The sequence below is a fragment of the Halomonas sp. HNIBRBA4712 genome (assembly GCF_043558675.1).
Lineage (GTDB): Bacteria > Pseudomonadota > Gammaproteobacteria > Pseudomonadales > Halomonadaceae > Vreelandella.
This window is the reverse complement of the sequence record NZ_JBIFXR010000008.1, coordinates 139,277-149,964: the sequence shown is the minus strand read 5'-3', so window position 1 is coordinate 149,964 and position 10,688 is coordinate 139,277. Positions and strand designations below refer to the sequence as shown.

Here is a 10,688-nt window from a genome sequence, read left to right as displayed (position 1 = left end):
ATGAAACACCGGATACGCGAAAGAGACGATCACACGATCAGCATGATGGACATTGCCAGTTACGCCTGACGACCATAGCCTGCGTGAACCACCCGATCCCATGCCGAACTCGGAAGTGAAACCGCAACGCGCCGATGGTAGTGTGGGGTCTCCCCATGCGAGAGTAGGTCATCGTCAGGCACCCATCCCGAAAATCCCCTGTGGCTCACGCTGCGGGGGATTTTTTTCGTGCGTGGAAAAGAGGGCGTGGAAGGGAGGCAGGGCGCCACAGGCCCGACCCCGGCGGCGCGGGGCGGCGCATCGCTGGCTGAAGCCTGCTCCCACCCTTATGCTCTGAACGATTCACGATTCACGATTCACGATTCACGATTCACAACGATTTGTACTTCATCGCATAACGCGCTAAAAATGAGCGACGCTCTTAAAGATCACTACGCCCATGCGCCTTCACGCCGATCAAAGCCTTTTACTGCTCATCGACTTTCAGTCGCGGCTGCTGCCAGTCATTCCCGAGGCCGAGCAGGGCGTTCGCGAAGCCGGCTGGCTGGCCGATATCGCGCGGGAGCTCGGGGTGCCGGTATGGCTGACCGAGCAGAACCCGGCTCAGCTGGGTCACACCCACCCCTCACTGACAAAGTCGCGGGGCCGCGTATGGGAGAAGCAGCACTTCAGCGTGACCGAAGAGCCCGGCTTTTTACCGGCGCTAGAGAAAGAAGGAAGAAGGCAAGTCGTGGTCTGCGGTGTTGAGGCCCATATCTGCGTGCTGCAAAGTGCGCTGGGGCTTTTGGAGGCGGGGTTCGAGGTCTACTGGCTGGTGGACGCGACGCTCAGCCGGCGTCCGTTCGAGGCAACGCTGGCCCGCCAGCGCGCGGCGCGCCAAGGCGCAGTCAGCGTGAGCGCGGACATGGCCGCCTACGAGTGGCTACACCGCTGCGATACGCCGCTATTCAAACGCGTTCACCGCCAGTTTCTCAAACCCCGCGTTGGGCGGGCGCTGACGTTTATCCGCGATCCCGCTCACGACGCGTGAAAACCAGTGTCGACGCGTCAGATGCCGCCTGGTCGAACCCATAGCCCGCCACGTCGAACGCCTTCAGCGCCTCGGGCGAGTTGATCTGCTCGCGAACGATCCAGGCGCTCATCAATCCGCGCGCCTTCTTGGCGTAGAAGCTGATGATCTTGAAGCTGCCGTTTTTCTCATCCTTGAACACCGGCGTCACGATCTCGGCGTCGAGCTTTTTACTGTCCACCGCCTTGAAGTACTCGTTGGAGGCCAGATTGACCAGCACCTTCGATCCGCTCTCTCGAAGGGCCTCTTCGAGCGCCGGCGTCAGAATCGGTTTCCAGTAGGCGTAGAGATCCTTGCCTGCGGCGTTGGGCAGTTTGGTGCCCATCTCGAGCCGGTAGGCCTGAATCAGATCCAGCGGGCGCAAAAGCCCGTACAGCCCGGAGAGAATACGCAGATGCGATTGCGCGAAGCGGTTCTCGGCGGCGCTGAACGACTCGGCCTCGAGCCCAGCGTAGACATCGCCCTGGAAGGCCTGAGCGGCAGGTTTGGCGTTGTCCAGCGAAAACGGCGGCTGCCACTCCTTGAAGCGCGCCGCATTGAGCCCGGCGAGCTTGTCGCTGACCCCCATTAGCTCGCTGATCTCCTGCGGCGAGTAGCCGCGCAGAATATCGATCAAGGGCTGGCTCTGTTCGAGAAAATCCGGCTGGGTAACTCTGTCGGTCGTCGATGGGGTGTCGAAATCCAGCGTCTTGGCGGGTGAAATAACGCTTAGCATCGCGGGCTCCTTGAGCGCGTATTAAAGAGGCAACACGGTAAAGGCCATCATACCAGGCCCCGGCTTTCGCCAGGGCTATGGCGTCGATAGTCAAAGCGGCGAGAAAAGCGATCAGGGGCTCGGGTTGGAAATGCGCCGGTGGATCGCCTCGATGCCCTCGAGCACCTCGTCGTCGAGCTTGAGCGCTTCGCTTTCGAGATTGGCTTCGAGCTGCTCCATGGTGGTCGCGCCGATGATGTTGCTGGTCAGGAAGGGCCGCGAGTTGATGAAGGCCAGCGCCATCTGCGCCGGGTCGAGCCCGTGCTTTTGGGCAAGTGCAACGTACTTCTGGGTCGCCTGCTCGGCCTGAGGCGAGGTGTAGCGCTTGAAGCGCTCATAGAGTGTCAGACGCCCCTTGGCCGGGCGGGCGCCGTTCAGGTACTTGCCCGAGAGTACGCCAAAGGCGAGCGGCGAGTAGGCCAGAAGCCCAACCTCTTCGCGGTGGGCGATTTCGGCGAGACCCACCTCGAAGGAGCGGTTCAGCAGGTTGTAGGGATTCTGGATCGAGGCCACGCGCGGAAGGCCGAACTCCTCGGCGAGCTGGAGCATGCGCATCACGCCCCAGGGGGTGTCGTTGGAGACGCCGATGGCGCGCACCTTGCCGGCGTCCACCAGTTCCTTGAGGGCGTCGAGTGTCTCCCTGAGCGGCGTGGCGTCGTCATCCTCAGCGGCGGTGTAGCCAAGCTGGCCGAAGAAGTTGGTCTTGCGCTCCGGCCAATGGAGCTGATAAAGGTCGACGTAGTCGGTTTGTAGGCGCGCAAGGCTTGCATCGATCGCCTCATGGATATGCGCGCGGTTCATGCGCGAGCCGCCGCGGATATGCTCGATACCGGGGCCCACGATCTTGGTTGCCAGCATGACGTCGTCGCGCGCGCCGCGCGCCTTGAGCCAGCTGCCAATGTACTTTTCGGTCCGGCCCTGGGTCTCGGCCATGGGCGGAACCGGGTACATTTCGGCGGTGTCGATAAAGTTGATGCCAAAGGCCACGGCGCGGTCGAGCTGCTCGTGGGCCTCGGCTTCGCTATTCTGCTCACCATAGGTCATGGTGCCCAGACACAAACGGCTGACGTCGAGGCCGGTTCTACCAAGGGGTCGTGTCTGCATGATTGCCTCCTGAACGGCGTAAGGGGTGCACCGCAGAGCGCGCTGCAACGGTGACAACGCATGTTAGCGACAGAGGCGGTCACCGGCAAATGAAGGGGGGTTGAGTCACGGCGGCGGCAGGCGTATGCTTGCCAGCCCATTTGCCGACCAGCGGTCGGCCTACCGTAGGGTTAGCCTTGAGAGGTGGTTGGCTAGCTCAAGCTTTCAACAGATAGGCAGGGTGGTTTGCCATGCCGCAGGCATCATCTTTGTTTATTCGGCTCGAGTTTCGTCTGGCCGAACAGCTGTTTCGTTCCCGGTGGTTGCTTCCCCATTCGCGCCGCACGCAGCGTTTGACCATGCGTCTCTACAAACGCTGTGCCGAGGCGGGTCATCCGGATGCGCTCTCCACCTACGGGCAGATGCTGTTTCAACGTAGCCGCTCGCCCCAGGACAAGGCGCGCGGCGCGCGCTACGTGCTGGAAGCCGCTCAGGCCGGCGACGTGCAGTCGCAGTATCAGGCCGCTCAAATCCACGAGCACGGCTGCGTGCAGTACCCGTGCCGCGAGGACTACGCGGTCACCTGGTACGCCCGCGCCGCCCAGGCCGGCCACCGGCTGGCCGCCGAGCGCCTCGCCCGTGCCTACCAGCAAGGCGAGCTGGGACTTGCCCGCGATAGCCAGCAGTCGGCCTACTGGCGGCGTCTTGCCGGCCCGCCCAGGATAGCGGCCGCCTAGGTGAGCGCATGACGATACCCACGACCCACGCGCTGCCCACCGTGCTCGACATCGAGGCCTCCGGATTTGGCCGCGGCAGCTACCCGATCGAAATCGGTTTGGCCCGCGCCGACGGGAGCTGCTGCGCGTTTCTGGTTCAGCCACTGGAGGAGTGGACGCACTGGGATCCAAAAGCCGAGCTTTTGCACGGTATCTCGCGGGAGCGGCTGGTTCAGGAGGGGTACCCGGTACGCCAGATCGCCTGCTGGCTCAATGACGAGCTAAGGGATTTGGGCAAGGCCTATAGCGACAGCTGGGGTTACGACAATACCTGGCTTTCCTTGCTGTTTCATCACGCCGGGATGCTGCCGCGCTTTCGCCTGGAAGCGCTGCGAATTCTGTTGACCGAGCCGCAGCAGGCGCTCTGGAGCCAGACCAAGGAGGCGATCATCGGCGACCAGTCCATTCAGCGCCATCGCGCCGGTGACGATGCGCGCCTTCTCCAGCTTACTTTCGAGCGCACACGCGCTGACCTTCAGGGCGTGATGACCAAACCCTCTTGAGCTGTATCTCTCAACGCCTACTTCAACCGGCTCTCCAGGGCCTCGACGAGCGCTTTTGGCGTGTCGGCGTCCATCAGCATGGCGCGGGTCGTCGGCGCCAGAAAGCCCTGCTCAACGGTGTTATCCAGAAATCCCAGCAGCGGGGCGTAGAAGCCCTCGGTATCGAGCAGTGCCAGCGGTTTCTGGTGCAGGCCCAGATAGCCCCAGGTCCAGACCTCGAAGAGCTCCTCGAAGGTGCCGATACCGCCGGGCAGGGCGATGAAGGCGTCGGCGTGAGCCGCCATGGTGGCCTTGCGCTCGTGCATGTTGGCCACCCGGATCAGCTCGGTCAGCCCGTAATGCGCCTGCTCGCGCTCGACCAGATGATCCGGCATCACCCCGATCACCTCGCCGCCGGCCTTAAGCGTTGCATCGGCCAGCGCACCCATCAGGCCGATGCGCGCGCCACCGTACACCAGCGTGTGGCCGCGCCCGGCAAGCTCGGTGCCCAGCGCCCGGGCCGCGTCCATGAAGGCGGGGCTTTTGCCCTCGCGCGAGCCGAGATATACGCAGATGCGCGCCATGGCGATGCTCCCGAAATGAAGTGAAAAGAAAGCTAGACGTAGCGGTCGATCTGGTAGTGTTCGTCCATCCAGGCGCCGATCACGTTGTGCCCGCCCAGGTGATGGGCGTACTGGGTATGCAGGCAGCGGATCTGCTGCCAGTTGCTGATACCGCCTATGCCGCGCTCGGTGAGGACCTCACGATAGCCCAGCCGGTCCACTTCCTCGCGCTGGGCGTCGCTCATCAGCGCCCAGCGCGCGGCCACGTAGTCACGGTGGCTTTGGCGGTAGCGCTCGAGAAATTCGGGTTCGTCCTGTAGGCGCTGCTCGAGCGCCTTGATCACGCCGACCGCCTCGACCCGGGAAATCTCGATCTTGAGGACGTCCGAGCAGAGCCAGTAAAGCGTGGGAAAGGGTTTGCCGTCGACGATCGGCGCCATGCGAAGCGCAAGCGGCGTGCCGTGGCTGTCCTCGGCAACGACGGCTTCGATACCGCGAGGGGCCCGGCCGAGCTGCTGGGTAATGATCGAAAGCTGGCGGTCAGAAGGGGCGTGGTCGGTACGAATTACCATCGAGGGTTCTCTTAACGTTGCGGGTCCTGGACGAACTTGTTGGAGCGGCCCACGGCGCGGAAAAAACAGCGATTGAGCTGCTCCGGCGAGGCCACGTAGCCCCAGACGCGCTCGCCGTACTCCGTGGCGCGCGCGATCAGCGCATCATACAGGCGATTGAATGGCGCGTCATAATCGTAGGGGTCGGCGCCGTACAGGCGGATGTGCGGATAGTCGGCGAAGCGCTCGACGAAATAGCGCTCGAGATCCGCCTCCACGCGTTGGTGCAGCGCGGTGTTGTCCGGGTCGAGCCAGAGGGTGTAGCGAATGGCCATGGTCTCTCCTGGGCCCTGGTCGGGCGATGGATCAGGCGGGCGGGCCCTGCAGATGCGCCGAAAGCGCCTCTCTGAGCTCGCCTTCGATCGGCAGGGCGCGCTTGGCCTGGTGGTCGTACTGCAGCATGACGGTATGACCCACGCTTGCAAGCGTGCCGCGCTGGTGGGCCTCCTGGGTCACGGTGAACGAGCTGTTACCCAGCCGCGTCAGGTAAGTACGCAGTTCGATGGGATGACCGTAGAAGAGTTCAGCGCGGTACTCGACTTCCATGCGCGCCATCATCAGCCGCCACTTCTTCGGGTCCAGATCCGGGGTGAACAGCGTGAACAGGTCGTTGCGCGCCAGCTCAAACCAGGCGGGCAGACGCGTATTGTTGATATGGCCAAGCGCATCGGTGTCGTAGAAGGCGGGCTCGAGGGTTCGGGTAAACATGGCGTCTCCTGACGGCGAGTGATGCGGCGTGCGGGCGCAAAAAGCCCAGGGTGGGGCACCTGATAAGCATCGCCCGTGCGCTTCCAGGGGTCAAACCGGTGCGGTACGCGATTGGCGGCGGGTGTACCAGCGCTGGGCGTGCATCCACCCCACCAGCCAGAGCGTGGCAACGCCAAAGCCCGCCAACGTACCGGCGAGCAGCCCCCAGGGTTCGTAGGTCAACGACACGCATAGCGCGTAGCATAAAAGCGACCCCAGCCCCATCGGGTAGTGCTTGATCACCGTCGCCGCCGGTGCCGGGCCCTGAGCCAGATGCAGAATCAACAAAAACGGCAGCATGGTGATGGGAAACGCCGCCAGCGTGCCGGCCCAGGCGGCCGGTACCCAGTGGGCCAGGCCGGTGATGGCGAAAACGATGGCGGTGGCCAGCAGCGCGCGTGCGCCCAGCGCGCGCCAGGAGAACACCTCACGGGTCGTGGCCCGGCGCTCGGGAATGCGTCGAAAGAGCAGGCTGAAGAGAAGGATGGCGCATAGCGTAACCAGCGTCCCCGTGACCCGGGTAAAGTCGAACTGGGCAAGGGCGAGCCCCACCCCGAACCAGGCCACGATACCGCCGGCGGTGCCATAAAGGACGCCGACAAGCCCGGGGCTTCGCCCGCATAGCCAGTAGCCGGCACCGAGCGCCATCGTCGCGGTAAAACCGGCCAGCGTGTGCACCGCACTCTGAGCAGCGAACAGCGGCGAAATCTCCAGGCCGATAAAGAACAGCGCCAGTGCCGAGCCCAGCGGGTAGCCCGACAGGAGCCCCGCTACCCTGGGGCTGACACGCACGGCGATGACGCCAAGGCCCAGCACCATGACTACGGAAACGGCGATCTTGGCGAGCTGCCAACTCAGCGGAACTTCCAGCATTCCCGGTTATCCTTATAGTTGTTAAATTCGGTTGTTAAATTCGGTTGTTAAATCGAATTACTCACTCGAGCGATCGAGTCGAGAACTCGAGTGTCAATCCATCCTGCTGGCCGGGAGGGCCGCGCCTTTTGGACGTTGCTTCGTCATCCGGTCATTCGCTGTCGCCACCGGCCAAACCGGCGCAGTGCGAGCTGTGCCAGCGCCCGGCGCCGCTCACCAAGCACCACCTGATTCCGCGCACGCTGCACAACAAGCCGCGCTATAAAAAGCGCTACAGCCGCGAGGAGCGCCTGACCGCGATCGCCTGGCTTTGCCACCCGTGCCATAAGCACATCCACCGGCTTTTTAGTGAGCGCGAGCTGGCCGACCGCTTCCCGAGCGTCGAGGCGATGGCCTTGGACCCGGACATTCGCGCCTTTGCCCAGTGGCTGGCGACGAAACCCGCCGGCTTCAAGCCCAAGTCTCCCAGTCCAAAGCGCTAAAGACTGCGTCAAAAGCCTGGCGAGCCACGTTATCCATGGTCGTTTATATTCATGCGACTTGATATACGCAGTTTGTATACAAGAGAGGGCCCGACCGGCGCCAGGCGGCTCCGGTCAACGAAGGCGGTGAATCAAATCAGACGCAGGCCCTGCTGGTCGCGCCAGGCGGCCTGAAGCGGTGCTTCAAGAGGCGCCTTCAAGTGCGCCGGTAGCGCGTTCAAGGCGGCGTCACAGGAGTCGAAAGTGCGGTTCTTGAGCCAGCAGTAGGCCCAGGCGCAGGCCTCTTCCTCGCTTTGCGGCGCCGGGCGCGCGGGCATCTGATTGAGCAGGAAGACCGCCGTGCGCGGCGCCCAGAGCGGCATATGGCCCTCTGAGTCGTTGCTCCAGCGTGCCAGCTCCTCGCCGCTGGGGGTCGCCTCTGGCGTGCCCAGCTTGGCCACGCGGGCGGTCTCCGCCAGAATGAGCGCCAGTTGGTCGAGATCGGCCTGGCCGAGTGCGCGCCACTGGCGTAAAAGTGCGGCCAGCCCCGCGCGCACCTTGGTGTAGAAGTCGTTTTGCGGCATGCTCGTGGTCAACCTTTCAACAATCGGTGAAAACGTCTATGGCCTTTGATTTTGCCACGCCTGTCGAGCGGCGCCACCCCGAAGGCGGCTACGCGTCGCAAAAATGGCACCGCTACGGCGACGACATCCTGCCGCTGTGGGTGGCGGACATGGACTTTCGCTCGCCGCCCGCCGTCATCGAGGCGCTCGAAAAGCGCATCCAGCATGGCGTCTACGGCTACGGCGAGGTGCCCGCCTCGCTCAAGAAGGCGCTGTGCGACTGGAGTGCGGTGCACTACGGCTGGGAGATCGAGCCCGAGTGGCAGCACTGGCTGCCCGGCGTCGTGCCGGCGCTTCACTTCGCCGCCCAGGCGCTGACCGAGCCCGGTGACGCCGTGCTGACCGTCACCCCCATCTATCCGCCGTTTCTGGCCGTGGCCGAGCGTGCCGGGCGGATCCCTCAGCAGGTAAGGCTCAAGGAGCCGGCGGGCCCGGGCGAGCCCTGGCGGCTCGATATCGACGCGCTCGAAGCAGCGATCACGCCGCAGACCCGCCTGCTGCTCTGGTGCCAGCCGCACAACCCTACCGGGCGAGTCTGGTATGAGGAAGAGCTCGAGGCGCTGGCGGCGCTGGTCGAGCGGTTTGATCTCTGGGTCATCTCCGACGAGCTTCACTGTGATCTGCTGCTCGACGAGGGGGCGCGCCACCGGCCGCTGGCCGCGCGCTTCCCCGCACTTGCCAGGCGCATCATCACGCTCTGGGCGCCGTCGAAGACCTTCAATCTGGCAGGGCTTTCGAGCGCCTGCGCGGTGATCCCGGACGCCGCGGTACGCCGGCGCTTCGCCAACGCCTGCAAGGGGTGGCTGCCGGATGTGAACGTGCTGGGATTGATCGGCGCCGAAGCCGCCTACCGCGAAGGGGAAAGCTGGCGCCAGGCGCTGCTTTCGGTGCTGCGTGAGCATCGCGCCACGCTTTCACGCTTCGTGGCGCGCTGGCCCGGCGTCGAGATGAGCGCACCCCAGGCGACGTATCTTGCCTGGCTCGACCTGCGTAAGGCGGGGCTTGGCGACTCGCCCTATCAAGCGCTCAAGGAGCGGGCGGGCGTGGCGCTTTCCGACGGCGCCGCCTTCGGCTGCCCGGGGTTCGTGCGGCTCAATTTCGGCACCACCGCTCGGGAGCTCGAGGCGGCGCTTTGGCGCCTCGACGCGGTGCTCGGCCCTACCCCTCAGTCTGACGCTCTCTAGTAGAGCAGAGCGAAAAGCCGGCGCCGGTAGGCCACCGTCAGCGGGTGGTCGGCGCCAAGGGCGTCGAACACCTGCAAGAGCGTCTTGCGCGCGGCGTCGTCGTTGAAGGCGCGGTCCGACTTCATCAGCGCCAAAAGCCCCTCGAGGCCGGTGTCGTAGTCGCCGTCGGCGACTTGGCGTAGCGCGCGCTGGTAGCGCGCTTCGCTGTCGTCGCGATCATTGAGTCTAGCAATCTCATCACTGCTCGGCGCCTGCTCGCTGAACGTGATGCTGGCGCGCACGCCGCGAGCCGCCGGGGCGTCGCGCTCTTCCGGCGGCAGATTGTCGAGCAGCGCCCGCGCGTCATCGAGCGCGCCCTCGGCCACCAGTACCTTGGCGAACGCCACCTGATAGGCGTGATGCTCCGGGTACTGCGCCATCAGCGTCTGGTAGAGCTCGCGGGCGGTCGCCGTATCGCCGGCGGCAAGGGCGGCCTCGGCCTGCTCCTCGGGGCTTGCTGGGGCGTCTTCCGGGGCCTGCAGGTAGCGCCCGAGCCACTCGCGCAGCTCCTTCTCCGGCAGCGCCCCCTGGAAACCGTCGACCAGCCCGCCCTGGCTGACCAGCTTCACGTCCGGTACCGAGCGTACGCCGAGCTGGGCGGCGATTTCCGGCGTGGCGAGGGCGTCGAACCGGGCCAGCAGGAAAGCACCGCCGTACTCAAGCGCCAGCTTTTCGAGCACGCTGAGCAGCTGCTGGCAGGACTCGTCGTCGGGCGAGTAGCTGGTCAGCAGCACCGGTACCTGGCTCGAGGCCTCCAGCACTTGCTGGATGTTCGCGGCACTGAGTTCGATGATCACATCGTCGCGGGTGACCGCGGGGCGGCTGCCGCTTGGCGCGGGCGCGGCGGGTTCGGCGGTCAGGGTGTTGCCGGTGCGGGGATCAATTATCGACATGAACGTTCTGCGCTCTGCTGGGGAAGAATGAAACAAGCATGGCACATGATATCAAGGCGACGGGGCGAATATTCAAGCGGCGCGGCCAAGGCGCCGCTCGAAGGGGAGGGGAGCTACTGGCGCGCGTCAAGCGCCACCTGCATCTGGTCGAGCATGGTGTACATGTCGTCGCACAGCGCTTGGGAGGGCTGGTGCGTCGAGCCCGGTTCCATCATCTCGAGCTCTTCCTGATGGCGGGCGAGTACCTCGGTGGCGTTACCCGCTTCGGTGATCTCATCCATCGAGGCGGTGATCTCCTCGACGCTTTGGCCCTGGTCCATCCGGTTGGCGGTATAGGCTTCGAACTGATCGTACAGATTCTGGTTGGCGGCCATGAGCGCCTCGGTCGAGCACGCCTGATTTTGCGGGGAAGCGCTCTGGGTAGAAGTGCTTTGGGCGAAAGCGCCCTGAGCGCTCAGCGCGCCGGCCAGACTCAGAAAGAGTGCGGTCTTCTTCATGCGATACAAATCCTTCGTTGGGTGACGAACGTT

The 10,688-nt window shown here is 64.4% G+C and carries 15 protein-coding genes and 1 rRNA gene; 6 read left to right on the top strand and 10 right to left on the bottom strand.

What is annotated here, in order from left to right; translation table 11 throughout:
• Positions 1-64: 64 nt before the first annotated feature.
• A 5S ribosomal RNA gene (gene rrf, locus ACGK9R_RS15200) occupies positions 65-180 on the top strand.
• A gap of 259 nt (positions 181-439) precedes the next feature.
• Entirely contained in the window at positions 440-1,030 is a 591-nt protein-coding gene (locus ACGK9R_RS15195) for an isochorismatase family protein (protein WP_394582771.1), read from the top strand.
• On the opposite strand, the gene yaaA is transcribed toward ACGK9R_RS15195, so the two are convergent.
• Both yaaA and ACGK9R_RS15185 read right to left on the bottom strand, forming a co-directional pair.
• A complete protein-coding gene (gene yaaA / locus ACGK9R_RS15190; protein WP_394582769.1) occupies positions 1,002-1,784 on the bottom strand; it encodes a peroxide stress protein YaaA in 783 nt (260 codons plus the stop codon). The genes ACGK9R_RS15195 and yaaA overlap by 29 nt on opposite strands.
• 111 nt (positions 1,785-1,895) lie before the next feature.
• On the bottom strand, positions 1,896-2,927 hold the full coding sequence (locus ACGK9R_RS15185; protein WP_394582766.1) for an NADP(H)-dependent aldo-keto reductase: 1,032 nt from the start codon (positions 2,925-2,927) through the stop codon (positions 1,896-1,898).
• 230 nt (positions 2,928-3,157) lie between these two features.
• On the opposite strand from ACGK9R_RS15185, the gene ACGK9R_RS15180 reads away from it, so the two are divergent.
• Together ACGK9R_RS15180 and ACGK9R_RS15175 are read left to right on the top strand one after the other, a co-directional pair.
• Entirely contained in the window at positions 3,158-3,643 is a 486-nt protein-coding gene (locus tag ACGK9R_RS15180) for a tetratricopeptide repeat protein (RefSeq protein WP_394582764.1), read from the top strand.
• Positions 3,644-3,651: 8 nt separating this feature from the next.
• Complete coding sequence (locus ACGK9R_RS15175) at positions 3,652-4,185, top strand: hypothetical protein (protein ID WP_394582762.1); 534 nt, start codon at positions 3,652-3,654, stop codon at positions 4,183-4,185.
• A 17-nt stretch (positions 4,186-4,202) separates the two neighbouring features.
• Here the strand turns inward: ACGK9R_RS15175 and ACGK9R_RS15170 are convergent, their stop codons facing one another.
• From ACGK9R_RS15170 to ACGK9R_RS15150, 5 genes are all read right to left on the bottom strand, one after another.
• Entirely contained in the window at positions 4,203-4,748 is a 546-nt protein-coding gene (locus ACGK9R_RS15170) for a TIGR00730 family Rossman fold protein (protein ID WP_394582760.1), read from the bottom strand.
• A 32-nt stretch (positions 4,749-4,780) separates the two neighbouring features.
• A complete protein-coding gene (locus ACGK9R_RS15165) occupies positions 4,781-5,299 on the bottom strand; it encodes a DUF501 domain-containing protein (RefSeq protein ID WP_394582758.1) in 519 nt (172 codons plus the stop codon).
• 11 nt (positions 5,300-5,310) lie between these two features.
• Positions 5,311-5,613 (bottom strand): hypothetical protein, encoded by a 303-nt coding sequence (locus ACGK9R_RS15160; protein ID WP_394582757.1) that lies wholly within the window; start codon positions 5,611-5,613, stop codon positions 5,311-5,313.
• 31 nt (positions 5,614-5,644) lie between these two features.
• Positions 5,645-6,046: an acyl-CoA thioesterase gene (locus ACGK9R_RS15155; protein ID WP_394582755.1), complete on the bottom strand. Its 402-nt coding sequence runs from the start codon at positions 6,044-6,046 to the stop codon at positions 5,645-5,647.
• 90 nt (positions 6,047-6,136) lie between these two features.
• Entirely contained in the window at positions 6,137-6,958 is an 822-nt protein-coding gene (locus tag ACGK9R_RS15150) for a hypothetical protein (RefSeq protein WP_394582752.1), read from the bottom strand.
• A gap of 128 nt (positions 6,959-7,086) precedes the next feature.
• Here ACGK9R_RS15150 and ACGK9R_RS15145 point away from each other — a divergent pair, with 128 nt between their 5' ends.
• Complete coding sequence (locus ACGK9R_RS15145) at positions 7,087-7,440, top strand: hypothetical protein (protein ID WP_394582749.1); 354 nt, start codon at positions 7,087-7,089, stop codon at positions 7,438-7,440.
• A gap of 131 nt (positions 7,441-7,571) precedes the next feature.
• Here the strand turns inward: ACGK9R_RS15145 and ACGK9R_RS15140 are convergent, their stop codons facing one another.
• Positions 7,572-8,003 (bottom strand): hypothetical protein, encoded by a 432-nt coding sequence (locus ACGK9R_RS15140; protein WP_394582746.1) that lies wholly within the window; start codon positions 8,001-8,003, stop codon positions 7,572-7,574.
• A 38-nt stretch (positions 8,004-8,041) separates the two neighbouring features.
• On the opposite strand from ACGK9R_RS15140, the gene ACGK9R_RS15135 reads away from it, so the two are divergent.
• The gene (locus tag ACGK9R_RS15135; RefSeq protein WP_394582744.1) at positions 8,042-9,226 is read left to right on the top strand and encodes a MalY/PatB family protein; all 1,185 of its coding nucleotides are present in this window, start codon (positions 8,042-8,044) and stop codon (positions 9,224-9,226) included.
• Here ACGK9R_RS15135 and ACGK9R_RS15130 read toward each other — a convergent pair.
• Entirely contained in the window at positions 9,223-10,158 is a 936-nt protein-coding gene (locus ACGK9R_RS15130) for a co-chaperone YbbN (protein ID WP_394582742.1), read from the bottom strand. The two genes, ACGK9R_RS15135 and ACGK9R_RS15130, sit on opposite strands and share 4 nt — an antisense overlap.
• Positions 10,159-10,271: 113 nt before the next feature.
• Positions 10,272-10,655, bottom strand: a complete 384-nt coding sequence (locus tag ACGK9R_RS15125; protein ID WP_394582740.1) for a hypothetical protein — start codon at positions 10,653-10,655, stop codon at positions 10,272-10,274.
• Positions 10,656-10,688 lie beyond the last annotated feature (33 nt).

Excerpts from the sequence above, each read along its gene's own strand:
- ACGK9R_RS15175 (WP_394582762.1), top strand. The coding sequence starts at position 3,652 with ATGACGATACCCACGACCCACGCGCTGCCCACCGTGCTCGACATCGAG.
- ACGK9R_RS15195 (WP_394582771.1), top strand. The coding sequence starts at position 440 with ATGCGCCTTCACGCCGATCAAAGCCTTTTACTGCTCATCGACTTTCAG.
- ACGK9R_RS15130 (WP_394582742.1), bottom strand. The coding sequence starts at position 10,158 with ATGTCGATAATTGATCCCCGCACCGGCAACACCCTGACCGCCGAACCC.
- ACGK9R_RS15165 (WP_394582758.1), bottom strand. The coding sequence starts at position 5,299 with ATGGTAATTCGTACCGACCACGCCCCTTCTGACCGCCAGCTTTCGATC.
- yaaA (WP_394582769.1), bottom strand. The coding sequence starts at position 1,784 with ATGCTAAGCGTTATTTCACCCGCCAAGACGCTGGATTTCGACACCCCA.
- ACGK9R_RS15140 (WP_394582746.1), bottom strand. The coding sequence starts at position 8,003 with ATGCCGCAAAACGACTTCTACACCAAGGTGCGCGCGGGGCTGGCCGCA.
- ACGK9R_RS15150 (WP_394582752.1), bottom strand. The coding sequence starts at position 6,958 with ATGCTGGAAGTTCCGCTGAGTTGGCAGCTCGCCAAGATCGCCGTTTCC.
- ACGK9R_RS15135 (WP_394582744.1), top strand. The coding sequence starts at position 8,042 with ATGGCCTTTGATTTTGCCACGCCTGTCGAGCGGCGCCACCCCGAAGGC.
- ACGK9R_RS15160 (WP_394582757.1), bottom strand. The coding sequence starts at position 5,613 with ATGGCCATTCGCTACACCCTCTGGCTCGACCCGGACAACACCGCGCTG.
- ACGK9R_RS15125 (WP_394582740.1), bottom strand. The coding sequence starts at position 10,655 with ATGAAGAAGACCGCACTCTTTCTGAGTCTGGCCGGCGCGCTGAGCGCT.
- ACGK9R_RS15155 (WP_394582755.1), bottom strand. The coding sequence starts at position 6,046 with ATGTTTACCCGAACCCTCGAGCCCGCCTTCTACGACACCGATGCGCTT.
- ACGK9R_RS15185 (WP_394582766.1), bottom strand. The coding sequence starts at position 2,927 with ATGCAGACACGACCCCTTGGTAGAACCGGCCTCGACGTCAGCCGTTTG.
- ACGK9R_RS15180 (WP_394582764.1), top strand. The coding sequence starts at position 3,158 with ATGCCGCAGGCATCATCTTTGTTTATTCGGCTCGAGTTTCGTCTGGCC.
- ACGK9R_RS15170 (WP_394582760.1), bottom strand. The coding sequence starts at position 4,748 with ATGGCGCGCATCTGCGTATATCTCGGCTCGCGCGAGGGCAAAAGCCCC.